The organism is Bacillus sp. P14.5 (assembly GCF_003316765.1).
Taxonomy (GTDB): domain Bacteria; phylum Bacillota; class Bacilli; order Bacillales; family Bacillaceae_B; genus Rossellomorea.
On sequence record NZ_NIJF01000083.1, the window covers coordinates 168,349 to 194,639 of the forward strand.

The window sequence follows — 26,291 nt, forward strand, 5'->3', positions numbered from 1 at the left end:
CAATAATAACTGGAGAGCAGTTTTTTCTGTACGAATGCTCATCCAATGCTTCTATCCATGTCTTTCAGTCCTTTATGTTAAAATTGATATAGAATTCAGAATGTTGATGAAGGGATGTGATTTTTTATGACCTATACTATTTATCCACTTGGAGATTCTGCGCTTATTGTCGATTTTCATAACTCTGATGAAGAAAAACTATCAAATATACTAACTTCTCTAACTCATGCTCTCATATTACCCATGCATGATTCCTTCATAGAGGCGGTGCCCTCCTATAACACAGTTACCGTTCACTATAATCCCCTTAAAATTAAGTCTGACTTTCCATATAAGGTAATGGAGAACACAATGATTGAAATAATAGAAACCATGGAGATCACAAACAAAAGGAAAAAGACTGAAACTGTCACCATTCCGGTTCTATATGGGAATGAATATGGACCCGACCTCCCAGTTGTTGCCCAACACAATGATATGTCAATTGAACAGGTGATCGAGATTCACACTCGTGAGCTCTACACAGTAGCATTTCTGGGTTTTTCCCCGGGCTTCCCTTTTTTAAGAGGAATGTCACCTGCTATTTCCACACCAAGACGGCAAAGTCCGAGGATTAAAATCGAAGCTGGTTCTGTAGGAATTGCGGGGAGCCAGACTGGTGTTTATCCTGTTTCCTCACCTGGAGGATGGCAGATCATCGGCAGAACTCCTGTGAAAATGTTCGATCCGGATGACCAGGAAAACCCTGCCCTTCTCTCACAAGGAGACTTGCTGAAATTCACACCGATAACAAAAGCAGAATTCGATCGAATGGAGGAAGGCTGATTATGGGTTTCTCAGTAGAAAAAAGCGGCTTGATGACAACCATCCAGGATAACGGCAGGACAGGCTACCGCAATATCGGCATGCCGGTCAGCGGCCCAATGGATACCATCGCCTTCCGTCTTGCCAATCTTTTAGCAGGTAATGAGGAAAGTGCGCCTGCATTAGAAGTCACCATGCAGGGTCCTGTTCTCCATTTCACTTCAGACACCGAACTGGTACTATGCGGAGCAGACTTGAAGCCTTCCATCAACCATGAACAGATATCCAACAATAAACCTTTACTTATAAAAAAGGGGATGTCCTTCGTTTCGGGTTTGCTGCAGAAGGAATGCGCGTGTATATTGCCTTCAAGGGCGGAATCAAAATGGATAAACAGCTCGGAAGCTGCAGCACCTATACACCAGCCAAGGTAGGAGGCTATTATGGGCGGCCTTTAAAAGCAGGGGATAAAATTGAGTTCAACCATCAGGGCCATACAGAAAGAAAGATTTCCTGGTCAGCATCTCCCTCCTTTTTCACCTATCTTCATAAAAAAGAAGTGAGAGTCCTCAAAAGCAAGCAGTGGAATTGGTTTACAGAAGAAGCCCAATCCAGCTTCTTCTCAGAAGAGTTTACCATTCAGGCAGAGTCCGACCGCATGGGGTATCGATTGGACGGCCCTAAGCTCATGATGAACGAGGCACGGGAGCTGGATACAGAAGGAATTGCTACAGGGACCATTCAGGTTCCGCCAAACGGCCAGCCCATCATTCTCATGGCGGACAGCCAGCCGACCGGCGGCTACCCGAAAATAGCAAATATCATCACCGCCGACCTGCCTGTGATTGCCCAATTGAAGCCGCTTGAAAAGATACAGTTCAAAGAAGTAACTTTAGAAGAGGCTTATAGAGCTTTAACAACGATTGAGGATGATTTTAAAATAATCAAGGCCGGGATTCGGTTAAAGATGTGAAGGCAGATAAATTATTGCTCCATACTAAAGGATGACCGATGGAGCATGATGAGTATTCAAACAGCAAGTGATAGAAACCTAGAGTTGAATTAGAAACATACTGAAAGTCACTAATCCAGATGATTAAAACAGGAGGAGATCATCATCAATATCGATTTAAACTGCGACCTTGGAGAAAGCTTTGGAAGCTACTCGAAAGGCAATGACGAAGAAATTCTGAAAAGAATAACTTCCGCCAATATTGCTTGCGGCTTTCATGCAGGTGACCCAGAGATCATGCTTAGAACTGTTCAGCTCGCCCTGAAAAATGGTGTTAAAATCGGAGCCCATCCAGGATACCCCGATCTTCAAGGGTTCGGCAGGCGCCATATGGATATTCCTTCAGAAGAAATCTATTCGCTCGTCCTATATCAAATCGGGGCTTTGGAAGCTATTGTTAGAGCACAGGGAGGTTCCCTGTCTCACGTCAAGCCGCACGGAGCACTCTATAACCGGGCAGCAAAGGATTTAGAAATAGCGAGAAGCATCACTAAAGCTGTCCATGATTTCAACCCTTCCCTGACGTTATTCGGCCTGGCAAACTCTTACCTGATAACAGCGGGCGAAGAATTTGGGCTTCATACTGCAAGCGAGGTCTTTGCAGACAGAACTTATCAAAATGACGGCACCCTCACCCCCAGGCACCAGGAAGGAGCTGTTATACATAATGATACGAAGGCGCTCTCCCAGGTAGTCAAAATGGTAAAAGAACATAAAGTGATTAGTACGGACGGGATGGAAATTGAGATCAAGCCTGATACCATCTGCCTGCACGGAGACAATGAAAACGCCCTCCTTTTTGCTGATAAAATATTGTCTGCTTTGAAAGATGGTTAGCTTTTTATACAGGGCTTTATGCGTGACCGGTTCCTGGTGCCCAAATTAGTATCTGAAAGTGCCAGCTTGTTTGATTGGAATCCATTTTAGCTGGGGGCTATATTTTATGATGCAGTCAGTGGCGGAACGGGGTACATCATAAGGAGTATTTCTCGATTTGATGTCCCTCGCCGGCGGAGCGCGGTACATCAAGTAAAGTTTTTCTCAGTTTTGATGCCCCTCGCTGGCGAAGCGCGGAGCATCAAAAAGTGTAACTCTCGTTATGTGTGCCATTGGTAAAACGGGTTCAACAAGGCTATACCGAAAACACTATTACCTATACCAGGCTGAAGGATACTCTTCAAGAAGCTTGAGAAGGAACACGATTATTTCATTTCCAGCAGACCTGTCACTGGTTCCTTTATAAGCTGCAGTATCGAAAAGAAGATGGCCACGGAACGGGGCCATCTTCTTTCTGTTACTCTTCTTTTTTGTTTGCCATTACATTGAAAGGCAGCTTTTCGGCTGCAGCCTGAAGGATTTTGTGATTTTTCACATTTTCCATCAAGAATTCCGTGTACTCATCATCTTTGCACAGAGCGGCGGAATATTCTTTTTTAATATGATTTTCTGCATCAAGATAGGTTGGGAAATCGCCTTCAAATACCCCATTATACTCTACTTTCCAGCCTTCGCTGTCGATTGGGTAGACAAACAAATGATCCTCCAGCCTGTTTTTATAAAGAGAGCCATTTGGGGACTCCTTTAGATTAAAACGATTTTTAGGAGCATCGATTGGCAGCGGCTCAATGGTGAATACCTCTGTGACAAACAGCTTGAATGCTTCTGAAGTCAGGTTACACCCCGAAGCTTTGGCATGGCCGCCGCCTTCAAATTTTCCTGCCACTTCTGAGACATCCACGTGATCATGGATGGTTCTGAGGGAAATCCTTTTTCCTCCGACACTAATGATGGCAATGTAATCCAGGAACGGATAATCCTTCCCCAGCTCATTACCCAATTCGGAATGGTAGGATTCTGCATGAACAATACCCACACAGTAATCGTCCACAAACGACTTGGTAAGCTCCCTTCTTTTTCTGCGGATATACCTTTCAATCTTGGCTTCTTCCATTTCAAGGAGCTTCTGTTCAAATTCATCAAAGAAAAACTTTTCATGATTTTTAAGGCGCGACAGCATTTTTTCTTCAAACTCTTCTAAGGTGAGGAGAAAAAATAAATCATTCAACCTTTTTGCGGTTGTGTTGTTATTCACATCCCACTCCCAGGTATCGTATTGGCGGACAAGTTCAACAAATTCCTCAAGAATTGGTGTTGAGTCAATCTCGCCTTTTTCTTTAAGTTCCTCATAAAGAAGGGATGTTGCAGATGCAAGCCTGCCATCTTTATATTCTACTGTAACAGCTGCCCAGTCATATTCATTTAAGTGTTCTGCACTGCGGTGATGGTCAATCAGTTGCACTTTTCCATCTTTTTTATAATAACTTTCCAGAGCTTCTTCATTTTCTTTATTTACTGATAAATCGGTAATGAACAACTTTGTATTTTTTTGCGGCCTTTTCAAGAACCTGGCCACTTGGAAGTTCAAACCGCCTATGGAATTGTAACGGACTTCAGCCTCGTCTCCCCAGGCTATTTTTGCGATGATGCCGCATCCGACACCATCTAAATCATTATGAGATAGTAAAAAACGTTGCATTTTTGGCCTCCTAGGCTTCTCTATGTATTAATGGTTTTATGTTTTGTCATTTCCTTGCTAATATACAGCAAAAAGCTCCGTCTGTTAAATGATACGGAGCAATTTTTATTGATGGTTTGATAAAAAATGATACATATGTTGATTTCATCAGTTGGCAGGCCTCGGCAATAAACCAACATGAAGTCAATTTTCATAGCTTTTTGTTTTTAAAGACGCTTTTTTTGCAATTAATGTGGCTATTGAAAAGTAATGGATTTCCACTCTAATCAGACGACTCAGCGGGGCGGGCTTTGAGTCTCGGTATCAAAACCTACACTCCCCTTTTATTTCCCCAGACATACGTATGCAGCTGAGGAAGCACCCTGACATCATTCAAGCGTTCACTTTCCGTGACTGCCTCAATAAGATTTTCATAGTCTGTGATCAACCTGGATAGGAATCCACTGCCTTCGTCCACTGAAAGGTCGCTGTTTCCAACTTGAAGGAAAAAAGGCACACCTGGATATCTTTCATGCAGATTTGCTGCGTATTCGAGATCTTCCTCATTGAAGATAACAACTTTTAAGCTGTGACTTCTGCTCACTTTTAATCTCTCTATTATAAAGTCCAATTTTTCAAAGTCTGTTGCCATCCCTGAGCTGGGCGGCTTTGGAGAAAGTGTCAGCTCATCAATTTCCAGGAACCACTCCTGCCACCTGCTGCCCTGTGTTTCAAGAGCTGATGAGACACCATTTTCCTTAAAAATAGCCAGCAGTTCTTCTATCGCAGAGATGAGTGCCGGATTTCCACCTGATATCGTTACGTGATTAAATCGTCTGCCTCCGATGTCACGAAGCTCTTCCCAGATTTCTGCTGAGGTTAATAAACGGATATCGTCTTTGGCAGATCCGTCCCAGGTAAATGCGGAGTCACACCACGAGCAGGAATAATCACAACCAGCTGTGCGGACAAACATGGTTTTCTGTCCGATGACCATCCCTTCACCTTGGATAGTCGGACCGAATATTTCAAGCACCGGTATTTTCCTCATTGCTCTTTGCCTCTTTTCGGACGGAAAATGCAGTAGCTTGTCGGGGTTTCGCGCAAAAACACCTGAAGGCACTGAGCATTGTTTTTCTGTTGATCTAAATGATGTTGAATGATTTCATGCATAACTTCCGCCATGACTTCTGTCGTGGGAAACCTATTTGAACTGTCTTTAAACAAGGGGTCCTCATTAAGTAATGTATGATCAAACCGGTCATGGATGAGTTTTTTAATGGTTGCAAAATTGATAAGAAAACCGGATTGGTCCAGGGTGTCCCCGCCGATTGTAATATTGGAAAAATAAGTGTGTCCGTGTATTTTTTGGCATTTACCGGCGGCTTCGGATGGAATGGCATGGGCCGCAGCGAATTGAAAATCTTTATTAAGCTCGTAGGAATAGGAGTGCTGCGGTACAGGATAAATTTGGCCAATCATACTTTCGCACTCCCCTCTTTGCTGGATAAATAGGCAGACAAACCTTTTCTTCTAAGCTTGCAGGAAGGACAGGTCCCGCATCCATCTCCGCGGATACCGTTATAGCAGGTAAGGGTCTTTTCCCTGACATACTCGAGCATACCCATTTCATCTGCCCATTTCCATGTGGCTTCTTTATCCAGCCACATCAGAGGGGTGTGAACGACATACCCCTCATCCATCGCCAGGTTCAGTGTTATATTAAACGATTTCACAAACATATCACGGCAGTCAGGATACCCGCTGAAATCAGTTTCGCATACGCCAGTAATGATATGTCCTGCACCTATGTTTTTGGCCAGGACCCCTGCGAATGACAGGAATAGAAGATTTCTTCCGGGTACAAAAGTAGAAGGAAGTTCACCTTCCTTTTCAGTGATTTCCTCATTTCGAGTCAGAGCGCTTGGTGCCAGCTGATTCAGAAGACTCATATCCAATACGTGGTGAACCACGTTAAATTCCTTAGCAATTTCACTCGCACATATTAATTCTTCAGAATGTCTCTGTCCATAATTAAAGGTGACTGCTTCCACCTCTTTAAACTCTTTCATCGCCCAAATCAGGCATGTTGTGCTGTCTTGCCCGCCGCTGAATACGACCAGCGCTTTTTCGTTTTTCATTATTGTAACTCCTCTCTCTTTTTAGGTTTATCACCATTTAAAAGAAGAAGGAAGTTCATTGCGTTACTCTATAAGTCAGGAATAATTATTCAATAAAAAACGGCACCCAAGGAGATGCCGTTTCCTTAGTTTTTTATAGAGGGTTAAGCTAGAACCTCTCCTGCATTTCTGCAGCATTCTTCTATTGTTATTTCACTATAGCATACCAGCTGGAGACTGTCATCTCCTTGCAGGATTACTTTCGCAATACAGGCATTGAACAACACCTGAATGAACCTCCTGATTTTATAATCTCTGAAAAGTCCACTTCAACTACTTCGTATCCATGCTGTTTTAATGCACGGTTTACATCTTGATTTTGCGGCAGGCTGAGTACCTTTTTATTTCCGATTGACAGCACATTCGTGCCCATTGTGAACTGTTCTTCATCATTTACTTCAATTAAATTGAAATGTTCAGCCAGCATCTGCAGTTCTTTTGACTTGAACGCCGGGGTGAATACCAGCGCTTGATCAGGTGAAAGAATATTGAACACACAGTCAAGGTGCAAATACTTTTTTTGGAAGGGAACCGGGATGATAGTAAACCCTTCTGCCATTTCTCTCAGCTGGTCGATGGCACCCATGTTTGTTCGATGGCTGACTCCTACGAATACCTTATCCTTATCAACAATAACGTCTCCGCCTTCAATACTGCCGAAATCCAGTTTTTCATATTTATGACCATGTTCCTCCAGCCACTTCTGTAATACCTGATCTTCTCCAGCACGTATATCGCTTCCCATTTCAGATACATAGATGGTATCGCCGATGGTGAATCCAATGTCCCTTGTGAAAACCTGTTCGGGCAGTTGGGGGTCGGGAGTCATATTGATCACTTCTGTGCCATTGTCCTTAAGTGCTTTCACAAAATCATTATGCTGCTTTAAAGCTGTTTTGATATCTATGTTTTTATCAAGAAAGTGTTTTTGAGTTTCATTGATGACCTCATCTATTTTCATATAACGCGGCTGGCAGACAATCACCTTTTCCAACCTATCATATTCACTGTCACAATATTCCGTTTGGTTTTTCCTAATGGTAGTTGCCATTTTTAACCCTCCATAATATATTGCCTTTTAAGAGAATATTCCCATAGAGGCAATGATATTAAACCTTTCAGTGGAGGAGGAGGCTGGCCTCTGGCTTGCCAGCATGCATAAAGATTAATTTTTTAGCTGTAAATGTATTTTTATTCTAAAACCCTTGAAATTAATCCCTTTTCATGAATGAATATTTATATAGATTTTTTATTTTTTCTTGTTCTTTGTCAGGATGGATGCGAGAGTTCCTGCTCTTTTAATGGAATAGTTGATTCCGCTTGCAGCGCATGACTCAAGGGACTGGCACGTTGTAACCAGACTTGATGCCCAGCCCTCAGGAACCCGAGCAGTTCCCCTGACCCCAGCTAAAAGGGGAAAGGGCAAATGCTCATTAAAAAGCCCCTTATTAATTATTCTGTCAGACTAATTAAGGTTCTTTCTGAAGGCATAGCTGAATTTATTATACTCCAAATCTTCATAGAAACGGTGAGCATCTTTTCGCTGCATTCCAGAATCCAGCCCCGCGGTCACACAGCCCTGCTCTTCTCCCCACGCTTCGATAAACTCAAGAAGCTTTCGTCCATACCCTTTTGAGCGGGCAGTTGATCTAGTGACCAGGTCGTAAATAAAAACATGACGGCCGGCATAAAAATTCGTTCTGATTATGACACCTGCCAGCGACACAAGTTCCTCAGCATCATACAACCCGAACACCCTGTATCCTTCCGCTCTCATATCTTTTAAAAGTTTATTGAATGTCCCTTTCTGCAGGTCCGTTCTTAATTCAACCAGTAAGTCATAGACCTGTTCCCATTCATAGTCAGAAACGGCTTCCTTGATGTTCATAGTAATCATCCTCCTGTACCTCTATAAAACTTCCAGAACTATTACTTCTTCATGAAGTGGCAAAAGTCCTTCATTACCGCATTACCGCACTAAGAGGGACTGTCCCTTTCAGCGCTGTAACGTGGTAAATTCCCCAGCCCAATTTATAATGCAGCCCATTCACTGGATATTTGTCCTGCATATTGTTAGGGAGAGGATAATATCAGGAGGTATGATATGTATCAGTTTAGAAACTATCCACAAAATGAAATGGTGATGTCTATCCCAATGAACCAGGGAAATATCCAATCTCAGCCCATGTTTAACTTCGAACCCTATGTCTATGAAACGTTAAAATCTGTAATTGGAAAGGTATTAATTGTATCTACAGTCAGGGATACATTGCGCGGTAAACTAATAGATGTAAAACCTGACCATGTTGTTATGAATGTCGGAGATGAGACTTTCTTTGTGCGGACCTGCCAGATTGTCAGCGTCATGCCGGATTAAGATTTGTAAATTTCTATAATAGAAATGATCTGGCGAAGAGTATACAAAGTTCGGTTCTTTAATTGACCATTGTAATGCCGGAGTTAGTTACACTTTTGCTTAAAGACGAAAAAAAAGCATCTGCTCTACTCGAAGACACTGAAAATCTACCGAATTTTAGAATGAAACAGTGATTAGAAGCACTTATGAGCAAGGGGCAATGCATTTTAATAGATAGAGGGAAAAATTCCCCTTATTTACTAAAAAGCATTGAAATATAGCTTAAATAGAGGGAAAAATTCCCCTTATTTGAATTAAATCTCTAGAAAATAGGGGCTTTTTTTCAAATAAGGGGAAAAACTCCCTCTATTTACTCCAGTATGAGTTCCAAATTGCAATTAGCGGGAATATCTCCCCTTATTTACGTGGATACTTAATTAAGAAACAGACTGCTTCCGCTATAAAGCCCACACCATTGTAAAACCTAAAGAGAAAAAGGCAGGATCGCTCTCTGAAGTGAGCGATCCTGCCTTTTTACTTATTGTTGGATTTCTTCTGTGTCCTGCTCTACTCTGCGCTCTTTCTCCTATTCTACTACATTGCCTTCCGCCGGAATTGGCTGTTCCTTCAGCATTCTGGCAAAATGAATCAGATTGTAAGCCATGATTTTTGTGTTCTGTTTGGTGAAGTCATTATTAAAACCTTCCGCTTCCAGGAAGGAAGGACCTGGTCCTGCTTCGCCAACCCAGTAAACATCAACATTCGGCGGGATAGTGAATCCGAGATGGGACATGCCGTAAATAATGTCTTTAGCAGCGCTTTTCGCACCATCTTCGTTTCCTGTCACAACCGCCCCCGCTACTTTATTGTAATAGAGGTACTGTCCTTTATCATTTGTCAGGCTGGCACCACCATTGATACGTTCAATGACACGCTTGGCAATACTGCTTTTTTCCCCAAGCCAGATTGGCGTGCCAATAACAATGATGTCCGCCTCTTTGACTTTTTCGAAGATTTCCGGCCACTCATCACCTATTCCCTCATCAGGACTCATGCCAGGGGCAACGTTATAATCTGCGATGCGGATTGTCTCCGTTTCAACACCTTCATCCTTCATGATTTCGATGACTCTGTCCATCAGTCCTTGAGTGTTAGAGGTTTCAGGACTTTTCTTTAAACTGCAATTTAAATACAAAGACTTAATAGCCAATACAATTCCTCCTCCATTCTATCTCATTCCCCTTTTATCCTTAATAGCCATTTCTCAAACGGATAATAGAGAGCTATAATAGTATTTCAATAGAATCTATAATTAATCACCGTTTATAAGTTACCGTCATTCTTCTCCTCATTTCTTTCTTGATCAAAGAAAGATATTCTTCTGAAAGATTTTTCGTTTTGGCATGCCTCCAGACTGTCAGCAGCTGTTTATTCGTAAGGTACTTCAATGTTTTCGGACTCATGGATTCCTCCTATCGAAAAGAGAGAACGTCTAAACTTGACAAGTTGATTTCATAGCTTTTTACCCGTTTTTCAGCAAGTTATAACACAGTGTGCAAAAAAGAGAGCTAAAAGAGTTTCTTTACAGAACTTTTGTCCAAGCATAGGTTTACTTCTGCTTTAAAATAATTCTCATCTTTCTAAGTATCATCCTCACAAAAAAACTGCAGTACAAGCAGAATCTGGATGACTCCACTTGTACTGCAGCTGTTTACCTGACTTAATTAAAAATATATTATTAATTAAACACAGAATCCTTTCCTATTGTTTAAGCTGTTTTAATTGAGTCAAAACCGATTTATACTGCCTATCCAGTTCTGTTACATCATCTGCAGGAGATGGCAAGCTTAATCTGCCTATCAATTCTGTGAGCTTTGTCTCGAGCTTCAATATTTCTTCTTCATTTTCATCTAATGAATGGGCTGTTTCTGTCCACCCCTCTAACTGCTTTAATCCCCCATCAAACATACTGATAGTCCTATCATGGAATCTCCATAGCTTATCAGCCACATTTTCAACGAATCTTCTATCATGGGAAACCAGTAACACAGTTCCCGGATAATCTCTTAAGAGACCCTCTAAAGCTTGCAAGGTATCAAGATCTACATGATTTGTTGGCTCATCCAGCACTAGAAGGTTGTAGTCCCCGACAAGCAGCTTGGCAATGGCTGTTTTGACTCGTTCTCCACCACTCAGGACTGAAATCGGCTTGTGAACGTCTTCTTCAAAAAACCTCAGGCGCGCGAGAATGATTCTGATCACATGTTTGGGAATGGTGCTGCCTTCAGTTACAAATTCCAAAATGGTGGAAGAGTCCGGCAGGCCCTGAAGGCTTTGCTCAAAATATCCTGCTTTGACACTTTTGGACATGTCAATCTTCTCAGAAACTTCTTCTACTAGCTGCCTGATCAAGGTTGTTTTTCCGCATCCGTTCCTTCCGATGCAAGCGGTTTTACTGCCAGTTTTCAATTTCAGGTGAGGGCTTTCATAAAGCTTTTCTCCACCAAGATACTTTGTCAGATTTTTAGCTGTGAGCAATGTTTTTCTATGAATCGGAGATTGCAAGACATATTCCATCTTGACCGCATCCCACTCGAATGGTTTCTCTACTTCTTCCATTCTTTCTATTCGATCTTTAATCACTGTGGATACCCGCTCGACTTTCCCCCTTTTTCCTGCAGCCTTTCCTTTATACAACTGCCACTCTGAATTGCCCATTCTAGATGGGGGTTTATCCATGCCCTGGGCCTGCCTCTGTTTTTTATCATACCTTTCCAAAAGCCGCTTCTTTTCTTTAGAGTAGCTTTCATATTTAGCTTCCTGTTCCTTTTTTTCCCGTTCCTTCTCCACTAGATAATCTTCATAGTTACCCTGATATTCTTTTAACCGGCCATCATCCAGCTCCCAAATTTTAGTACATACCGTATCTAACAAACTCCGGTCGTGAGAAGCCAGAATAATGCTCCCGTTAAAGCTCTTTAAGCGTTTTTGCAATTCTTCCATTCTATCCCAATCCAGATTATTGGATGGTTCATCCAGGAATAAAAGACGGTGGCCTTCAGACAATAAAGAATTCAGTTTTTTGATCGTTAATTCCCCGCCGCTGAGATAAGCTTCCTTGGAAGGAACACTTAACTGTTCCATATAACCTATGCCGCAGAACCATTCCACATTTGGATGAAAGCCCGTCATCCCCTGCAGATATTTCAATAGAAGGGATTTCCCTTCTCCATTCCTTCCTATCAAGCCAATTTTGTCTCCCTGATAGATTGTTAATTCTTTCTCATCGAAATATGTTTTTTCTCCAATGGTGCAGACCACATTCTTAGCTCTCATTAATAACATAAAAAAACCTCCCCGAAATGCTCCGGAAAGGTTAGTATATATTCTATGCTCAATATTCAAAAAAAGTACACGCGCAGAAAAAAACAAGAAGCCTTCTTCTGCAGTATGACTGTATACATTTTTGAGCAAGAGTCTCAAATTTATAAAAGTGCTGTTAATTGAGAAGCTGTTCTTCAAAATTATTAACCGCCATAAATGGAGTTAACAGAGCCTTTTATATAAATGGACATACTTATCCTATCCGGAACGAGTCTAATTATTTCATATGCATTTTGCACTTCTCGTTTTTTGTGGGATAGGTAAATTACTTCATTGCTCAAAAATTCAGTCCTTTCTGTTTCGGCTACTGATAGTATATTGGGAATCCTTAGAAATTGCAACTGTTAATAAATTGGTTTTCCTGTTTTTTGAAAAACGTTCTTTTCGCAACGGTTGTGTCTGATGAGAATTAATGGATTTCCGCTCTAGACGGACGACTCCGCGGGGCGGGCGGTGAGCCTCCACGGCTGCGCCTGCGGGGTCTCACCTGTCATCAAAAGTGGAAGCGCCTTGGTCAGCCCCGACAGGAAAATGTTCTCAAGAGAAAAAAAGGCGGTCTTTCCTTTTATTCTCTTGGGGTTATTTGACCCCGAGGGGCTAGGCGCTGGAACTAGACGACGCTATTCCCGCAGGAGATCGTACGCCTTCTGCTCCAATCCTCCTACGTGAAGGAGAATGAAGGTAAAATCGCTCTCTATAGCAAAATTGGAAATCCTCTTGAATAGAAGGTTTTAGCATTTTTTGTTGCTTCCGAAAATATCCCAAGTGCAGGGTCGTTCCCGGATACAAAGATTTCTCTCTAGACGGGGGAACTACTTTTTTCTTCTTGATTACCAAAATAATTCCTGAATAATGGCGTTAGCTTAAGAAGTTAATATTAAATAGCAACAAAGTTTACGAAAAGATCCTTGAAAAATAATACCTCACACATTCTTTTTTCTTTTGCATAAAGTTTTCGTATAAGCCTGATCTGGCCTCTGTGATTGATTTCGTCCTCAAAAACATGGAACCATTTAAAAAAGTTATTGCCCTTTTGTTCGAACCACCAATCGGTCTCACGGTAAAGCCAGCTTTCATCAAGGGAAGCAAATTTCTCCTTCGTTATCAGCCTGGTCGATGAGAGTTCATCCAGATAAAATCCGACTGGTTTTCCTTTAATAGTAAATGCATCAGCCCCCAGCCCTACTGCCGGCTCAAGGGTATCAGCATAAGCATCTATCTCTTCATTGCTCACTTCTTCAAAGGTGAGCTTCTGAAAGACTTTTTCGATTGCTGCCAAATGAGCCAGCAGCATAGCAATCGAATTGAAATCACCGTCATGTCGATAATCGATTTCATCCTGCGTGACATTCTTCAAATCTGCCAATGTCGTAAACCTGGCATAGTCCATCGTAGAAACCAAAACCGAGAAATCCTGTTTGAATCCTTCTTTTTTCTTGATTAATAATAGTTCCTTATCTATATCCATTGCTATATCACCCTGCTCTTTCCCTAATCTACAACCCTATAGTATCATAGAAAATAGTAATATTGTCCAATTCAGAAGGAGATACTCTTATGCAAGAAATAATATCTTTTAGAAATATGACACTTGAAGATCTTCCCTTAATGGAGAAGTGGCTGCAATCACCGCAGGTCTATGAATTTTACGGAGGCAAACCGATGGAGCCTGACAATGTGCAGAAAAAATACAGGCCAAGAATTCTCGACAGCCACCCAGTCAGACCATTTATATTCAGGTACAACAGTAAGCCTGCGGGATTTCTTCAAAAATATGAAATCGAAAAAAAGACAGCGGCGGAGTGGGGATTTGCAGAAGAAAAATCTGTATATGGCATCGTCTGTTTCATCGGAGAACCACAATTATTCAACAAAGGCATCGGAACAAAAATGGTCAAAGAGTTTATAAAAAAAATCATACATGAAGATGCACCAGATTTCATCCTCCTCAATCCTTCCAAAACAAACAAAAGGGCTATCCGCTGCTATGAAAAAGCAGGCTTCAAGGTACGATGTGAGTTAGATGAAAGCACTTCTTTACTGATGGAATACAATTGTTCATTTATCCTGGACAGCCATTCTGTTTAAGACCTGCTCAATGACCGGACGGGTGTAGGAATCAAACCTTTCTACATTATTAAGGTTTATCCAAGCTGCCTCCAAAATATCAGCATTATCAGGAATATGTTTATCCAAGAACAGCTTACCTGATATTATTTCAGCAATGTATGTAAACTTTCCATGTAGAGAGGGCAGCTGTTCAATTACTTTTGTCTGGTACCCTGTCTCTTCCTTCACCTCCCTGATCATTGCCTGTTCTGGAGTTTCCCCTTTCTCTATACCTCCTCCAGGAAAATTCCAGATGATGGCGCCTCTTTGTACATATTGCCTGACCATTAAAACATGGCCATCCCTAATAATGACTCCACGAGAAATCACACAACTCACCCTTTCTTTAGTGGTTCTATTCAGAATTGTACATTATTTCCAAATAAAATTAAATCTGGTAAAATGAATTTCTACTTTTGAAGGAGGAGTGTTTCAATGAATCACCCAATTCGTGTAAAAGCAGGTGCATTAATTATTCAGGACCAAAAAGTCCTCTTGGCAAAATTCAAGGATGAAAACGGAATTCACTATAACCTTCCAGGCGGAGGAGTTGAAAAAGGGGAATCCACCTCTGAAGCCGCTGTAAGAGAAGCAAAAGAAGAAGCGGGTGTCGACGTAATTGTCGCAAACCTGGCGTTTATCTATGAGTATGCGCCTCATCAAAATGATTACATATTCGGAAATACACCGAATCTCAGTCTCTTCTTCGACTGCCGGATTTCCGGGATGGATTCACCCTTGCCTGACTCTCCTGACCTTAACCAGGTAGGAGCGGAGTGGATTCCCATTGTGAAGCTTGAAACGATCACTCTTTATCCTAAAATCCAGCCGCAAATCAAAGCATATGCAGCCGGTTTGTATTCCGCCGATCTGATTGAGGAAAGCAGGCTGGGTAAATAACGGAGGCAATGTTCGCAAGGTACTTTATGTTATTATGTAGAAAACACCTGAGAGGATGGTAGAAGTGTTAACAATAAAAATGACAAAAGAGGAAAAAGAAGAAATAATCGGCCGAATCCAAACTTTTCATTATGAACAGCACGGCGAGGAGATAGGCATGTTGGGAGCAGAAAACCTTTTTGAATTTTTCACTAGAGAATTGGGACCTTACTTTTATAATAAAGGAATAATGGATTCCAAAGATGTCCTAATGGATAAAGTGTTGATGCTTGAAGAGGATCTGTATGCGTTAAAGCGGCCGATTAAATAAGGCGGAAAACAGCCGGCTCCTTTTATATTAATGTAAAAAATCCTGCTTCTTCTTGGCCCGGACTAATTATATCTGCTGAAAAAACCAAAGGAAGAAATCTTCCTTTGGTTCACTCGCTGTTTTCCTGCTTAACTAAAAAATTATTTTACCTTATGAATTTCTTCCGTGGCAAACACTTTTTCAGTATTCAGCACATCAATTTCCAACGCGTTGTCATCTTGATCTTCAATGATACCCTTCAGCTTTTCTTGAGAAATTTCTTCGGTTAACGGTAAGGTTTCCTTAATTTCTATTACCTTGGGTTTTTCACCTTCTTTACGGCTCAGGTATTCTTCTTCAAAAACGAACAAATCTTTTCCAAGTGCCGCAACCAGTTTACCGTCGTTTGCAAAAAGCCTTACCTGAAAAGGAGTCTCAGGATCCATATTTTCATCATTCAAAATCACCTTGATTTCCAATTCCTTACCATCTTCTGATAATGAAACACTGGCATCCTCCACCATTTCGATCTTATTACTGCATCCTGCCAGGAAAATCAGCAAAGCAAGCATAGGCATAGCTATGTAAATCCTTCTCAAGAAAACAACCTCCAATTCTATTTTTCACTTTTTTATCATACTATAAGGAACCCCTGCTGTGAAATTGGTTTTTACAATTTTCAGTACCTGTCAATATAAACGACTCTAAGCTTGATTCCGCTGATTTACTAATCTTATAACTGCTTCAAAATAATTATGATAAACTATACTAGTCTTATATTTATTTCTTAAGGGCGTGATGAATTGAAGAAAAGGCTCGCTGTAACAATTCCTGTTTCTGTTCTTGTCTTTATTTTGGCACTTTGGTTCTTATCCAGTAACTATAGCGAAATTGACCTGTTGACAAGGATCTTGATTGCCTTTGGGGGCACAATTCTTTCTGGAGTGATTACCTATTTTCTATTTCCAGAGAATGAAAGAAAGATATAAAGGATTCTAATTATAACCGGGGTATTGACCCATTAAAAGAACCACCTGTCAGATTAGACAGGTGGTTCTTTCACTCTAATTCATGTATCTGAATCGGCGGCAGCACTTGCTTGATTTGTTCTCTATGGGGCTCGTATTGAGCAGGCAGCATCAGCCTGGAACCTAACTCTTCAGGAGCTTCATCTATTGTGAATCCTGGAGGATCTGTCGCAATTTCAAAAAGAATGTCTCCGTGTTCCCTGAAGTAGATGGCATTGAAATAATTTCTATCCTGGACAGGAGTGACCGGATAGCTGTTATTCTCCAAGTGCTCTTTCCACTCAAGTTGATTATGGTCATCATCGGAGCGCCAGGCAATATGATGAACGGTGCCGACTCCCATTCTTCCTCTCGGTACAGAATCCTTCTTCACATCCACAATATTTCCAATATCTGCTGTGGATTGGAAGCGGATTACTCCGTCTTCCTCACCCGCACTTTCTAGACCCATGACAGTCACAAGTAAATCGGCAGTCAGCTCAGGATTGGCAGATAATAAAGTGGCTCCAGCAAAACCTTTGACGGCAACATCAGAAGTAATTTCTCCAACATTCCATTGATTAAGTTTCCCGCCTTCTCTTTCCACCAGTTCCAATTGAAGACCATGCGTATCATTGAAAACCAGATAGGTTTCTCCGAATCGGATACTCCTGTTAAAAGAAACGTTATACTTTTTCAATCGGTTTTCCCAGAATGACAGCGATCCCTTCGGTACAGCATAAGAGGTAGTCCCCACCTGGCCGCCGCCAATTCTTCCTTTGTGAGCTCCGTCCCAAGGGAAGAATGTGATGATTGTTCCAGGGCTTCCCAGGTCATCACCAAAGTACAAGTGGTAAGTACCCGGATCATCAAAGTTAACCGTTTGCTTGACCATTCTCAAACCCAATACTCCAGCATAAAAATCAACATTCTCCTGAGGATTTCCCACTATTGCCGTTACATGATGAATTCCCTTTATCTTTTTCTCCATAGTATCACTCCTATTGAATCATTGAATGATTGCTGTATTTTGGTATGTCCATTATATGGTATAAGGAGTTTACCCTTCAAATTGCGAAATCTTCTATTTTAGAATAGTATGGCATCCAATGCATATTTCCCTGGACCTGTAAGCGCAAGACCCACTGAAACTGCCAGTAATGCAAGGTTGTATTCATAGCCATTATTTGTGGACCAATAACCGTTTGCATAGTGGACTTTCACAATGGCCGCCAACATAGTGATGGCTATCAAAGTTCCAGCAAGCGGGGTAAGAAGTCCCAGTACAAAGAAAATGCCTCCGACAAATTCAGCAAGTCCTGCCAAAAGCGCCATTAACTTTCCAGGTTTCATTCCTAGAGACTCCAGCCATCCTCCTGTTCCTTCCAAACCATATCCGCCAAACCAGCCAAACAGTTTCTGTGCTCCATGGGCAAAAAACGAAAGACCTATCACCAATCTAATAATTAATAAACCTGTGTCCAACATACCTATTCCTCCTGAAATTATATTTTGAATTCGAGATATCTTATTAAATTTTTTTCATGTAATCTCTTCAAATTAGTTTAATTTATTATTTGGCTTATCATTTTATAATTGTACGTTACCTCGCTAATCTTACCTTCAAATCTAGTTACATCAGTAGTATCGAGAGTTACATTTTTGAGTTGGCTTACATTTGCAGCCTGTTTCAATATGGAAGGATAAAAAGTTTTTTTTAGATAAAAAAGCGGGAATTAATAGAGTATATAGAACTATATTAGTAGTGGATGAAAATTATGGGGGGGGCTATTATGCTTGATGAATATGATAAGTACGATGGATTAGGACTTGCCGCTTTAGTAAAAGAAGGTGATGTCAGTCCCGATGAACTTCTTTCTTCAGCTATTGATCGAATCGAGAAATTAAATCCTGGTTTAAATGCGGTCATCAACAAGATGTATGAGGAAGCTCAAAAGGCTTTGAAAACCATTGACCTGAATCGGACATTTGCAGGAGTACCAATCTTATTAAAAAATGCCCAGCAGGATATAAAAGGCCAGCCCCTGTCAATCGGTTCCAAGGTTTTATCTAACTATATAAGTGACGCAGATGCTGAGTATGTAAATCGCATAAAGAGTACCGGTGCCATCATCTTGGGACAAACCAACGTTCCTGAATTTGCGCTTTTAGGTATTACGGAACCACAGCACTATGGACCATCCAGAAATCCCTGGAATCTTAATCATACACCCGGGGGGTCCAGTGGAGGATCCGCTGCGGCAGTAGCTTCTGGAATGGTTCCCATTGCAGGTGGCAACGATGGAGGCGGCTCCATACGGATCCCTGCCGCTTTCACAGGTTTATTTGGTATGAAACCCACTAGGGGAAGAACACCGGTGGGACCTAAGAAAGGACGATCCTGGCAAGGTGCATCCGTCGATCATATACTAAGCAGAACAGTCAGGGATAGTGCAGCGATGCTGGATGAGACCCAAGGCCTTGAAAAGACAGCCGCTTTTCATATACCTGAGTTCACCGGCTCCTATTTACAATCAGTAAATACCCCTTTAGATAAAGGTCTTAAAATTGCCTTCTCATGCGAATCACCAATTGGCACAAAAGTGCATCCTCAATGCAAGGAAGCCGTTATAAACACAGTAAAATTACTAGAGGATATGGGATTTGCGATCGAAGAAAAACCCCCTCATATCGATGGAATGAAACTGGCCGGAAGCTATATGACCATGTACTTTGGAGAAGTGGCCGCACAAATAGTAAATGCAGAAATTATCACCGGAAGAAATATAAGCATGAAGGATGTAGAGCCTTCGACTTGGCTTCTGAACCAGCTTGGCAAAACCATTTCTGCAGGAGAGTTTGTACAAGCTTTGCAGGTGTGGGATGACTCTGCAAGAATTATGGAGGCCTTTCACGAGGATTATACTTTTTACATTACACCGACCACCGCTTTTCCTCCTTCTAAAATTGGAGAATTGAACCCTTCAACACTGGAAGTCTTTTTGATGAAGGTAGTAGGAGCAACTAATTCCGCTGGTTTATTGAAAAAAAGCGGCTTTGTTGATGAATTGGCTTCTAGAAGCCTTGAAAGGACCCCTTTCACTCAATTAGCCAACCTATCCGGCCAGCCAGCTATGTCACTGCCAATGCACACTACAGAAGAGGGCCTGCCTTGCGGTGTTCAAGTGATGGCTGCCCGGGGAAGAGAAGATCTGTTATTCAGGCTGGCCGGAGAGGTCGAAAAATGCAGCTTATGGAAAGACCTGAGTCCTCCACTGAATCCCTAAACGATCAGCCGGGACATTACACGCAACTTGTTTAAAGCTCATTTTTCCTACAATATTTTTATCTTATAACTTTAGGGTCGCCTCATACTTCTGCATCCAAAAAAGCAGCTGAGTAAATTCAGCTGCTTTCTTAGCATTCTTTATAAGGGAAAATCACTGTAAAAGCAGTTCCCTGCCCTTCCACACTGTCGATATGAAGTTCACCTCCATATTCCTTAAGAATCCTGTTGCAGATTGTCAAGCCAAGACCTGTTCCCGTTCCTTTAGTCGTGAAGAAGGGTTCGTTGATCTGTCCAATTAAACTTTTAGGTATCCCGCATCCCTCATCTGTTACAGCTGCTTTCACCCAGGCTTTTTCAACAGACATGGCAACAGACACACGTCCTCCCCCTTCCATTGATTCTATTGCATTCTTCATTATGTTGATGAAGACTTGCTTAATTTGCTGCTTATCACACAGGATAGCGATTTCCTGTACTTCAATAATGTTATGAATAACCACATTTTTTAATGTTGCTTGAGGTTCAAGGAGCGTAATTACTTCTTCAATCAGAGCAACTAGGTTATGCTGCGAGCGGATGATAGCCTGAGATTTGGAGAGTGAAAGCATCTCACCTGTGATTCTTTCTATCTTGTCTATTTCTTCTCTCATAATTTCGGCATACCTTTTGTTTTCCTCAGGAATTTTGTGCTCCAGCAGCTGCAAAAAACCTTTGATTGATGTTAGCGGATTACGGATTTCATGGGCAATGCCGGCGGACAGCTGTCCGGCAGTCAATAATTTTTCGTTTTTCACTATATGTTCATGCTGCTGTTTATTTTCTGTTATATCTCTCAAAATCACCTGCAGTGAAGGCTTGTTATCTATATTGAAGGGCATGACCACAGATTCAACGAACCTGCTGGTGCCATCAAGCCGAATAAATTCCCGCTCCACCCTTTCGGCGGGCACTTCTGGATGATCAATGACTCTTATTGTCCTTTGGAGGACATCCTCATGATCTCTCCGATGGATAAAATCAAGAACAGATCTGCCGATGATCTCGCTTTCATGCTCTGCTCCAAAAAGCTTCAGTCCAGCCTTATTAATATATTGGAAAATATTATCCGTAACCAAAGCAACAGTGTCAATAGAATTGTCAATCAGCGTTTGATAGTGCTTCTTTTGCATCAGGTACCTATGTTGGAGTGTACTGCTTTCGCTTGAATCCTTCACTATGATATAGTCCAGCTTTTCACCATTCACAGTGATTTTTGACACTACCGTTTCAATTTCCAGCACATTACCTCTCAACGTCAATATATTTTTCAGGGAACTGCTTTGAGGAACATCCCTTTTTAGCAAGGCCAATTCTTTTAATGTGTGCTGATAAGAAGTTTTGTGAGTGAAATCAATTACATGTTTCCCTCTTATATGCTCAAGATCCTCTGCTTCCAAAAGCCTCAGCGCATGTTTATTTGCAAATAGAAAGATTCCATCCCTGCCGAGAAGGACAGGAAACGGAGTAGCTTCCATTGCATTCATGACAGTTGTTTTCTGCTGTAATATCTGTTGATCATTTTGATTCATTTCCATAACACCCTGTCTTCTTTTCATATTATTCACAGTATACCATTTATTGCCTCAGGGCAGACCATGAATTGACAGTCAGTTCTAATTTGTTCAATGATCAGAATGAACGAACTTGATGTGCTCTCAAGATTGGGCTTTATAAATTTAATAGCTTGATTGTCTGCTCGCTCTCTTCAGGAGGGATAGGAGGCAGCAGTCAGAATTCCAAAATAGATATTCAAAAATGCCGGTGAATCACTCCCTCAATAGAGAAACAATATTTGCTGACTGCCCTCTTCTAAAAACGTTTCACCCATTCTCAAAAAACACCAGATAAACGACACTATTGTCGTTATAAGTGGAGGCACTCTAGGGCATACAAAACTAAGACAGAACAAAAGTTTTATTACTTTGATTACGGCTCAAGCAATTTCCAGCAGAGGTGATTGGTTAAGGATTGTAGCAATCATTATACCTGTTGGGTTAAAATGGAAACAACAACCATGCAGATATCTCTGAGTATACTAAGTCTTGCCTTGCCAATGGCTTTATTAGGACCAGTATCCGAAATTACGGCCGACAGGATGGATCGATAAACATTATGATCGCCTCTGATGTTTTAAGAGGATTTCTCATTCTCCTGCTGACTCTTGCAAACATTGTTTGGATGGTCTATGTAATATTTTTCTCTATGAGAATTTTTTTATCTTAAAAAGTTAAGAGAATTGGTGCAGGATGCAAAAATTAAGGGAGCGATGCCCTTCACTTCGATGAACGATTCGAGCACTAAAGTACTGAGACTGCTGGTCAGTGGTATAGTGGTATCTTCATTCGGTACCTACAATGTTTTTATATCGATTCAGCGACTTTTTTCCTTTCTGCCTTCCTGATTATTCTGTTGCCGTAAACGGCGGGAGATTCACATTACAAAATAGAGCAAAGCCAGCAGGCACCTTCTTTCAAAGAAGAGTTCAAGGCAGGATTCAATTTCATCAGGCAGTGCAGTTATCATATTTACGGTTTGTTTCTGTTAGGAGTCAGTTTATTGATCCCGCAGCTATCCGATTCTCAAATTATTGTGCTTTTTCGCAAACTGACAAATGTGTCACCCGATTTATTCGATTATGCCGTAACCGCATCTGGGTTAGGAATGCTCTATACCGGCATCTATTTTTAAAAAAGACTGTTTATAATGCTTACTTATATGTGTCTGGGTGTATGGGGAATTGGAAAAGGATTCGGGGTAATGGCAGGACTTATCTACTTTGATCTAGCCTATTCTATTGTCTGTATTCCAGCGCTTGCCTTGTTGGTGGAAATCTCTGCAGGGATTGTATTCACCCCTTTTCATGCGGCAGTACAAGAGAAAACGACTGTGCATATGATGGGGAGAGTCAGTTGTGTTATCACTAGCATAAGAACAACTGCTACGATCCTATTGCTGAAGTATTTAAGGTGGGTCTTGGGGCTAAAGGAAGAAAAATAGAGAGTAGTGGTGCCAGGCACAAATTAATCAATTTGTGCCTGGCACCACCCTACTGACTTCTATGAAATCCTTTTAAAATATTCAGCAGCATTTATTCTTTTCGAGTGTTCCGCAGCAAGGTGTATCTTCTTTGGATGGAGCCGCTTCTTCAATGATTATGCTGCAGCAATCTTTAGATTTACCACTTTTAGTCATCATTAACTTCTTAAGAATATTCATTTTTCCATCTCCTTAATCAACTTATTTTGATTTATACTTTAAATATATTCTTTGCTCTATCCGTTTGCAACTACTTAATCAAAAAAAGTTGATTTTTTACCTATATAGACAATTAGTTCTGAAAGAAACAATGATTGGGCATTGATTTTTGTAGATTACTTGGAGAAACGGAAACCAAATTCCCTCTCCATAGCCCTCGAGTGAAAATCAACTTGCCATCCTATGCTCGTTTATATAAATGTATTTTTACCATACTTCATTCCCTCTTTTACTGAAAAAAATAATAAATCAATTTTTTTGATTAAACCCATTGACTTATGTAAATTCTGGAATTATGATGAATACATCAAGTAAATTTGATAAAAGAAGGTGAGATTAGGATGAGTAGTCGTCAAGAAATGAAAGATACACCCAAGGTTGAAATGTTTGAAGCTTATGAACGGAAATTCAAAGCCCTGGCTGATAAGAAAAGGCTGCATATAATGAATATCCTTACAGAGAAAGGTGAAATGTGTGTGTGTGATCTTGCACCACTAGTGGAAATGACTCAATCCAAACTTTCATATCATCTCAAGATACTGCTTGATGCAAATGTAATCTTGAAAGAAACCAGGGGAACCTGGAGTTATTATCAGTTAAACCAACAAGAAATCAACCATTTACTATCTGAAGAACTTTGCTGTCTCTTTAGGAAAAACAGTTGTTAACTTTCACTAGCTGCTTTCTTTAGGCTCTTTTCGTACCTTTGCTGGCATGTAGTATAAATTCCGAAATGATGAGTACATCATCAGAATTTTCCGGATAAGCAAGAAAGAAAAGAGCTGATCGCCCGTTAAGAGAAAAAAAACCTGAGTATCAAGGAATAAATATTCCGGCTCATAAGTTTTTTTCAAAATGAATAATTACAAAAACATTTTTTTACTCAATTAATCAATATTTTTTGATTAATTAATCAATTTTTTTTGATATAAAGTAGCAGGAGGGTTCATTATGCTGACCGAAACCATCAAAAGTTTTGTATTTATCGCTTTGGAGCTGACACTGCTTTTCATTGTCATTTCCTTCTTCATCAGTTTATTTCAAGGGATCATCCCTTATGAGAAAATCGAAAGAAAGCTTTCAGGGAAAAACAAAATACTTGCTGCCCTTGCAGCGGTACTTTTCGCGTTCGTCACCCCTTTTTGTTCCTGTTCAACGATTCCTATTGTCGTCAATATGCTGAAGCGAAAAATGCCGTTCGGGATTGTGATGATTTTTTTATTCTCTTCTCCTGTTCTGGATCCGACCATCTTAACAATTATGGGTGTCCTCTTAGGCTGGAAAGTGACCATTCTATATATCCTGATTACTTCAGCTCTCTCAATCATCATTGGTTTTCTGCTTGAAAAACTCGGTTTCGAAAAATCTGTAAAGAATGTGGTTATGACTGGGTATAGAGCAGACGAAAAAAATTTAATTTCAAACTGGCTTTAACTGAAACAATAAGTTTAATGAGAAGTGTTCTTCCCTATTTGATTGCCGGAGCAGCGATCGGAGCAGTCATCCACGGTTTGGTACCAACGGAGTTCATTTCTAACCTGTTTGGGAGTGAGAATTGGTGGCTGATCCCTTTGGCGGCAGTACTAGGAATACCTTTATATATCCGTCTGTCCAGCATGATTCCAATCTCTCAGATACTCATCATGAAAGGAATGGCCCTCGGGCCGGTCATGGCGATGATGATCAGCTCAGCCGGTGCAAGTCTGCCAGAAATCATATTGCTAAGGTCCATCTTCAAAAAAGAATTAGTCTTTACATTTGTTCTCTCGGTTGTTGCCATGTCCACTATTTCAGGATTCATTTTTTACTGGATCTGATTAATAATCGCAGCTATATATGGCGTGAATCGCAACTCCCAAAAACCATGGAGGTGTAAAAATGACAATCAATCATTCAGGAACTTTAGGCAAAGATTATTTCATTTCATATCTAAAACTGGTTATGAATTCAAAAGGCTGTACTGCAGAGCAGGCAAAAGACACTGCGTTGAGACAATTTTTCAAAGGAGAACACCATATCTATGGCCAGGAAACATACAGCGCATTCTTAGAGGCTTATTCTTTCCTCACTAAAAGATAGAGGTTTGCCTCACTCTTATAAAGACAGTTTTCGAAAAAATCCCAAGTGCTGGATTTCCCCCTGGGTACTACCCTGACAACAAGAAAAAGAAGATTACTCCTGCCTGCTTGAATCTTTATAAGGGCACACTGCTGAATGGCAATGCAGAATGTTTTTAAACCACAACATAAATCTGCTGAAAACACTGCACAGGACTGAGAAATAAGTGAATTAAACTTTAAAAAGCTATATAAAAGGACGAAATCTAAAATGATTTCGCCCTTTCTTCCGCTGTTATTCTCTTTTACTCTTACCTTTAACGAATCGATAAGACAAATAAGCAATGTATAAAGGAACAGCCACATAAATCAAATATGGGAACTGCTCATATGTCCCTCTGTAAATGATAAATAATAAACCTGCAATGAATACGGTGATAATCGTACCGTATTTAGGCAGCGGGATGTCCTTTAAACTTGGAATGCGGACCCTGCTTACCATCAGGAAGCATAGGGCCGTGAATACAACAGTTGTTACTATGTTGGGTATAAGATGGCCGAAAAGAGTCAGCAGCGCCAAGATTCCTCCGGCTGCAGTAATAGGGACACCTATAAAATAACTCAGGCCCGTTTTATCTGAACTGATGTTGAACCTGGCCAGTCTGTAAGCACCGAACAAAGGAAACAATCCCGCCACAGCAAATCCCAGCATGCCGAATTGAAAAAAATATGTATAATACACTAAAAAGGAAGGCGCAACACCGAAAGTAACTATATCCGCCAAAGAATCCAGTTCCTTCCCCAGGACACTATCCGCTTTAAGCATTCTTGCCAGACGCCCATCCATGCTATCAAGCATCATGCCGATCAATATCAGAATCGCGGCATTTTTGAATTGTCCGTTAGCAGCAAAACCAATGGACAAAAATCCGCAATATAAATTACCCAAAGTAAACATGTTAGGAATGCTTTTCTTAAGTCGCATTTTGTATTTTTCACTCTCCGTAAGATTCTTTCTAATTTCTATCATTATACCATTAAAAATAACTCGCTCACCCTTTTCTTTTGATTTGGCTTTTTCAAATTGGGTCATTT

The 26,291-nt window shown here is 40.9% G+C and carries 28 protein-coding genes, 2 pseudogenes and 1 riboswitch; of the genes and pseudogenes, 13 read left to right on the forward strand and 17 right to left on the reverse strand.

Features of this window, described 5'->3' with window-relative positions:
* The first annotated feature begins 126 nt into the window (after window positions 1–126).
* The 3 genes and pseudogenes from pxpB (at window position 127) to B9Z54_RS15465 (ending at window position 2,653) form a co-directional block, all read left to right on the forward strand.
* The gene (pxpB, locus tag B9Z54_RS15450; RefSeq protein WP_113929230.1) at window positions 127–825 is read left to right on the forward strand and encodes a 5-oxoprolinase subunit PxpB; all 699 of its coding nucleotides are present in this window, start codon (window positions 127–129) and stop codon (window positions 823–825) included.
* A gap of 98 nt (window positions 826–923) precedes the next feature.
* Window positions 924–1,777, forward strand: a pseudogene (locus tag B9Z54_RS15460) (5-oxoprolinase subunit C family protein).
* A gap of 141 nt (window positions 1,778–1,918) precedes the next feature.
* Window positions 1,919–2,653: a 5-oxoprolinase subunit PxpA gene (locus B9Z54_RS15465; RefSeq protein ID WP_113929233.1), complete on the forward strand. Its 735-nt coding sequence runs from the start codon at window positions 1,919–1,921 to the stop codon at window positions 2,651–2,653.
* 457 nt (window positions 2,654–3,110) lie between these two features.
* On the opposite strand, the gene B9Z54_RS15470 is transcribed toward B9Z54_RS15465, so the two are convergent.
* From B9Z54_RS15470 to B9Z54_RS15495, 6 genes are all read right to left on the reverse strand, one after another.
* Window positions 3,111–4,352: a DHH family phosphoesterase gene (locus B9Z54_RS15470; protein WP_113929234.1), complete on the reverse strand. Its 1,242-nt coding sequence runs from the start codon at window positions 4,350–4,352 to the stop codon at window positions 3,111–3,113.
* Between the two features lie 310 nt (window positions 4,353–4,662).
* The gene (gene queE / locus B9Z54_RS15475) at window positions 4,663–5,382 is read right to left on the reverse strand and encodes a 7-carboxy-7-deazaguanine synthase QueE (protein WP_113929235.1); all 720 of its coding nucleotides are present in this window, start codon (window positions 5,380–5,382) and stop codon (window positions 4,663–4,665) included.
* Window positions 5,379–5,813, reverse strand: coding sequence for a 6-carboxytetrahydropterin synthase QueD (gene queD / locus B9Z54_RS15480; RefSeq protein ID WP_113929236.1), 435 nt, complete (start codon window positions 5,811–5,813; stop codon window positions 5,379–5,381). Before queD ends, queE begins: the two co-directional genes overlap by 4 nt.
* The gene (gene queC, locus B9Z54_RS15485; RefSeq protein WP_113929237.1) at window positions 5,810–6,472 is read right to left on the reverse strand and encodes a 7-cyano-7-deazaguanine synthase QueC; all 663 of its coding nucleotides are present in this window, start codon (window positions 6,470–6,472) and stop codon (window positions 5,810–5,812) included. Before queC ends, queD begins: the two co-directional genes overlap by 4 nt.
* 119 nt (window positions 6,473–6,591) lie before the next feature.
* Window positions 6,592–6,636, reverse strand: a riboswitch (PreQ1 riboswitch).
* Window positions 6,637–6,707: 71 nt separating this feature from the next.
* Complete coding sequence (locus tag B9Z54_RS15490; protein WP_113929238.1) at window positions 6,708–7,562, reverse strand: dimethylarginine dimethylaminohydrolase family protein; 855 nt, start codon at window positions 7,560–7,562, stop codon at window positions 6,708–6,710.
* Between the two features lie 414 nt (window positions 7,563–7,976).
* Window positions 7,977–8,399 carry a GNAT family N-acetyltransferase gene (locus tag B9Z54_RS15495; protein ID WP_113929239.1) on the reverse strand — a complete coding sequence of 141 codons (423 nt, stop codon included), beginning with the start codon at window positions 8,397–8,399 and terminating at the stop codon, window positions 7,977–7,979.
* A 216-nt stretch (window positions 8,400–8,615) separates the two neighbouring features.
* Between B9Z54_RS15495 and B9Z54_RS15500 the strand changes: the two genes are divergently transcribed.
* Window positions 8,616–8,888, forward strand: coding sequence for a YuzF family protein (locus B9Z54_RS15500; protein WP_240189952.1), 273 nt, complete (start codon window positions 8,616–8,618; stop codon window positions 8,886–8,888).
* 565 nt (window positions 8,889–9,453) lie between these two features.
* Here the strand turns inward: B9Z54_RS15500 and B9Z54_RS15505 are convergent.
* The 4 genes from B9Z54_RS15505 to B9Z54_RS15525 all read right to left on the reverse strand — a co-directional run bounded on the left by B9Z54_RS15505 (window position 9,454) and on the right by B9Z54_RS15525 (window position 13,719).
* The gene (locus B9Z54_RS15505; protein ID WP_113929240.1) at window positions 9,454–10,077 is read right to left on the reverse strand and encodes a flavodoxin family protein; all 624 of its coding nucleotides are present in this window, start codon (window positions 10,075–10,077) and stop codon (window positions 9,454–9,456) included.
* 106 nt (window positions 10,078–10,183) lie between these two features.
* The gene (gene sda, locus B9Z54_RS15510; protein WP_113929241.1) at window positions 10,184–10,330 is read right to left on the reverse strand and encodes a sporulation histidine kinase inhibitor Sda; all 147 of its coding nucleotides are present in this window, start codon (window positions 10,328–10,330) and stop codon (window positions 10,184–10,186) included.
* Between the two features lie 298 nt (window positions 10,331–10,628).
* On the reverse strand, window positions 10,629–12,212 hold the full coding sequence (gene abc-f / locus B9Z54_RS15515; protein WP_113929242.1) for a ribosomal protection-like ABC-F family protein: 1,584 nt from the start codon (window positions 12,210–12,212) through the stop codon (window positions 10,629–10,631).
* A 916-nt stretch (window positions 12,213–13,128) separates the two neighbouring features.
* Window positions 13,129–13,719: a DinB family protein gene (locus tag B9Z54_RS15525; protein ID WP_113929243.1), complete on the reverse strand. Its 591-nt coding sequence runs from the start codon at window positions 13,717–13,719 to the stop codon at window positions 13,129–13,131.
* A gap of 89 nt (window positions 13,720–13,808) precedes the next feature.
* On the opposite strand from B9Z54_RS15525, the gene B9Z54_RS15530 reads away from it, so the two are divergent.
* Entirely contained in the window at window positions 13,809–14,339 is a 531-nt protein-coding gene (locus B9Z54_RS15530; RefSeq protein ID WP_113929244.1) for a GNAT family N-acetyltransferase, read from the forward strand.
* On the opposite strand, the gene B9Z54_RS15535 is transcribed toward B9Z54_RS15530, so the two are convergent.
* Window positions 14,310–14,690 carry an NUDIX hydrolase gene (locus B9Z54_RS15535; protein ID WP_113929245.1) on the reverse strand — a complete coding sequence of 127 codons (381 nt, stop codon included), beginning with the start codon at window positions 14,688–14,690 and terminating at the stop codon, window positions 14,310–14,312. The two genes, B9Z54_RS15530 and B9Z54_RS15535, sit on opposite strands and share 30 nt — an antisense overlap.
* A 105-nt stretch (window positions 14,691–14,795) precedes the next feature.
* On the opposite strand from B9Z54_RS15535, the gene B9Z54_RS15540 reads away from it, so the two are divergent.
* Window positions 14,796–15,260 (forward strand): NUDIX domain-containing protein, encoded by a 465-nt coding sequence (locus tag B9Z54_RS15540; protein ID WP_113929246.1) that lies wholly within the window; start codon window positions 14,796–14,798, stop codon window positions 15,258–15,260.
* A 55-nt stretch (window positions 15,261–15,315) separates the two neighbouring features.
* Window positions 15,316–15,570, forward strand: a complete 255-nt coding sequence (locus B9Z54_RS15545; RefSeq protein ID WP_240189953.1) for a DUF2164 domain-containing protein — start codon at window positions 15,316–15,318, stop codon at window positions 15,568–15,570.
* A gap of 140 nt (window positions 15,571–15,710) precedes the next feature.
* Here the strand turns inward: B9Z54_RS15545 and B9Z54_RS15550 are convergent, their stop codons facing one another.
* Window positions 15,711–16,148, reverse strand: coding sequence for a hypothetical protein (locus B9Z54_RS15550; protein ID WP_113929248.1), 438 nt, complete (start codon window positions 16,146–16,148; stop codon window positions 15,711–15,713).
* A gap of 204 nt (window positions 16,149–16,352) precedes the next feature.
* On the opposite strand from B9Z54_RS15550, the gene B9Z54_RS15555 reads away from it, so the two are divergent.
* Window positions 16,353–16,538: a histidine kinase gene (locus B9Z54_RS15555; protein WP_113929249.1), complete on the forward strand. Its 186-nt coding sequence runs from the start codon at window positions 16,353–16,355 to the stop codon at window positions 16,536–16,538.
* Window positions 16,539–16,608: 70 nt separating this feature from the next.
* Here the strand turns inward: B9Z54_RS15555 and B9Z54_RS15560 are convergent, their stop codons facing one another.
* Window positions 16,609–17,547: a ring-cleaving dioxygenase gene (locus B9Z54_RS15560; protein ID WP_113929250.1), complete on the reverse strand. Its 939-nt coding sequence runs from the start codon at window positions 17,545–17,547 to the stop codon at window positions 16,609–16,611.
* A gap of 98 nt (window positions 17,548–17,645) precedes the next feature.
* Window positions 17,646–18,044, reverse strand: a complete 399-nt coding sequence (locus B9Z54_RS15565) for a DoxX family protein (RefSeq protein ID WP_113929251.1) — start codon at window positions 18,042–18,044, stop codon at window positions 17,646–17,648.
* A gap of 305 nt (window positions 18,045–18,349) precedes the next feature.
* Between B9Z54_RS15565 and B9Z54_RS15570 the strand changes: the two genes are divergently transcribed.
* Window positions 18,350–19,843 carry an amidase gene (locus B9Z54_RS15570; RefSeq protein ID WP_113929252.1) on the forward strand — a complete coding sequence of 498 codons (1,494 nt, stop codon included), beginning with the start codon at window positions 18,350–18,352 and terminating at the stop codon, window positions 19,841–19,843.
* 130 nt (window positions 19,844–19,973) lie between these two features.
* On the opposite strand, the gene B9Z54_RS15575 is transcribed toward B9Z54_RS15570, so the two are convergent.
* Window positions 19,974–21,413, reverse strand: a complete 1,440-nt coding sequence (locus B9Z54_RS15575; protein WP_162785251.1) for an ATP-binding protein — start codon at window positions 21,411–21,413, stop codon at window positions 19,974–19,976.
* Window positions 21,414–22,587: 1,174 nt separating this feature from the next.
* On the opposite strand from B9Z54_RS15575, the gene B9Z54_RS15580 reads away from it, so the two are divergent.
* Entirely contained in the window at window positions 22,588–22,881 is a 294-nt protein-coding gene (locus tag B9Z54_RS15580) for a hypothetical protein (RefSeq protein ID WP_113929254.1), read from the forward strand.
* Window positions 22,882–22,962: 81 nt separating this feature from the next.
* Here B9Z54_RS15580 and B9Z54_RS24920 read toward each other — a convergent pair whose 3' ends face one another.
* On the reverse strand, window positions 22,963–23,100 hold the full coding sequence (locus tag B9Z54_RS24920) for a hypothetical protein (RefSeq protein WP_162785252.1): 138 nt from the start codon (window positions 23,098–23,100) through the stop codon (window positions 22,963–22,965).
* Window positions 23,101–23,480: 380 nt separating this feature from the next.
* Here B9Z54_RS24920 and B9Z54_RS15585 point away from each other — a divergent pair, with 380 nt between their 5' ends.
* The 3 genes and pseudogenes from B9Z54_RS15585 (at window position 23,481) to B9Z54_RS15595 (ending at window position 25,218) form a co-directional block, all read left to right on the forward strand.
* Window positions 23,481–23,807, forward strand: coding sequence for an ArsR/SmtB family transcription factor (locus B9Z54_RS15585; protein ID WP_113929255.1), 327 nt, complete (start codon window positions 23,481–23,483; stop codon window positions 23,805–23,807).
* A 283-nt stretch (window positions 23,808–24,090) separates the two neighbouring features.
* Window positions 24,091–24,956: pseudogene (locus B9Z54_RS15590) on the forward strand (permease).
* Window positions 24,957–25,017: 61 nt separating this feature from the next.
* On the forward strand, window positions 25,018–25,218 hold the full coding sequence (locus B9Z54_RS15595; RefSeq protein WP_113929256.1) for a hypothetical protein: 201 nt from the start codon (window positions 25,018–25,020) through the stop codon (window positions 25,216–25,218).
* A 273-nt stretch (window positions 25,219–25,491) separates the two neighbouring features.
* On the opposite strand, the gene pssA is transcribed toward B9Z54_RS15595, so the two are convergent.
* Window positions 25,492–26,181 carry a CDP-diacylglycerol--serine O-phosphatidyltransferase gene (gene pssA / locus B9Z54_RS15600; protein ID WP_113929400.1) on the reverse strand — a complete coding sequence of 230 codons (690 nt, stop codon included), beginning with the start codon at window positions 26,179–26,181 and terminating at the stop codon, window positions 25,492–25,494.
* Window positions 26,182–26,291: the final 110 nt, after the last annotated feature.

What these genes read in the sequence shown, in the direction of transcription:
- pxpB (WP_113929230.1), top strand. Translation starts at nt 127, where the DNA reads ATGACCTATACTATTTATCCACTTGGAGATTCTGCGCTTATTGTCGAT.
- B9Z54_RS15470 (WP_113929234.1), bottom strand. Translation starts at nt 4,352, where the DNA reads ATGCAACGTTTTTTACTATCTCATAATGATTTAGATGGTGTCGGATGC.
- queE (WP_113929235.1), bottom strand. Translation starts at nt 5,382, where the DNA reads ATGAGGAAAATACCGGTGCTTGAAATATTCGGTCCGACTATCCAAGGT.
- queD (WP_113929236.1), bottom strand. Translation starts at nt 5,813, where the DNA reads ATGATTGGCCAAATTTATCCTGTACCGCAGCACTCCTATTCCTACGAG.
- queC (WP_113929237.1), bottom strand. Translation starts at nt 6,472, where the DNA reads ATGAAAAACGAAAAAGCGCTGGTCGTATTCAGCGGCGGGCAAGACAGC.
- B9Z54_RS15490 (WP_113929238.1), bottom strand. Translation starts at nt 7,562, where the DNA reads ATGGCAACTACCATTAGGAAAAACCAAACGGAATATTGTGACAGTGAA.
- B9Z54_RS15495 (WP_113929239.1), bottom strand. Translation starts at nt 8,399, where the DNA reads ATGAACATCAAGGAAGCCGTTTCTGACTATGAATGGGAACAGGTCTAT.
- B9Z54_RS15500 (WP_240189952.1), top strand. Translation starts at nt 8,616, where the DNA reads ATGTATCAGTTTAGAAACTATCCACAAAATGAAATGGTGATGTCTATC.
- sda (WP_113929241.1), bottom strand. Translation starts at nt 10,330, where the DNA reads ATGAGTCCGAAAACATTGAAGTACCTTACGAATAAACAGCTGCTGACA.
- abc-f (WP_113929242.1), bottom strand. Translation starts at nt 12,212, where the DNA reads ATGTTATTAATGAGAGCTAAGAATGTGGTCTGCACCATTGGAGAAAAA.
- B9Z54_RS15525 (WP_113929243.1), bottom strand. Translation starts at nt 13,719, where the DNA reads ATGGATATAGATAAGGAACTATTATTAATCAAGAAAAAAGAAGGATTC.
- B9Z54_RS15530 (WP_113929244.1), top strand. Translation starts at nt 13,809, where the DNA reads ATGCAAGAAATAATATCTTTTAGAAATATGACACTTGAAGATCTTCCC.
- B9Z54_RS15540 (WP_113929246.1), top strand. Translation starts at nt 14,796, where the DNA reads ATGAATCACCCAATTCGTGTAAAAGCAGGTGCATTAATTATTCAGGAC.
- B9Z54_RS15545 (WP_240189953.1), top strand. Translation starts at nt 15,316, where the DNA reads ATGGTAGAAGTGTTAACAATAAAAATGACAAAAGAGGAAAAAGAAGAA.
- B9Z54_RS15560 (WP_113929250.1), bottom strand. Translation starts at nt 17,547, where the DNA reads ATGGAGAAAAAGATAAAGGGAATTCATCATGTAACGGCAATAGTGGGA.
- B9Z54_RS15565 (WP_113929251.1), bottom strand. Translation starts at nt 18,044, where the DNA reads ATGTTGGACACAGGTTTATTAATTATTAGATTGGTGATAGGTCTTTCG.
- B9Z54_RS15570 (WP_113929252.1), top strand. Translation starts at nt 18,350, where the DNA reads ATGCTTGATGAATATGATAAGTACGATGGATTAGGACTTGCCGCTTTA.
- B9Z54_RS15575 (WP_162785251.1), bottom strand. Translation starts at nt 21,413, where the DNA reads ATGAATCAAAATGATCAACAGATATTACAGCAGAAAACAACTGTCATG.
- B9Z54_RS15580 (WP_113929254.1), top strand. Translation starts at nt 22,588, where the DNA reads ATGCTTACTTATATGTGTCTGGGTGTATGGGGAATTGGAAAAGGATTC.
- B9Z54_RS24920 (WP_162785252.1), bottom strand. Translation starts at nt 23,100, where the DNA reads ATGAATATTCTTAAGAAGTTAATGATGACTAAAAGTGGTAAATCTAAA.
- B9Z54_RS15585 (WP_113929255.1), top strand. Translation starts at nt 23,481, where the DNA reads ATGAGTAGTCGTCAAGAAATGAAAGATACACCCAAGGTTGAAATGTTT.
- B9Z54_RS15595 (WP_113929256.1), top strand. Translation starts at nt 25,018, where the DNA reads ATGACAATCAATCATTCAGGAACTTTAGGCAAAGATTATTTCATTTCA.
- pssA (WP_113929400.1), bottom strand. Translation starts at nt 26,181, where the DNA reads ATGCGACTTAAGAAAAGCATTCCTAACATGTTTACTTTGGGTAATTTA.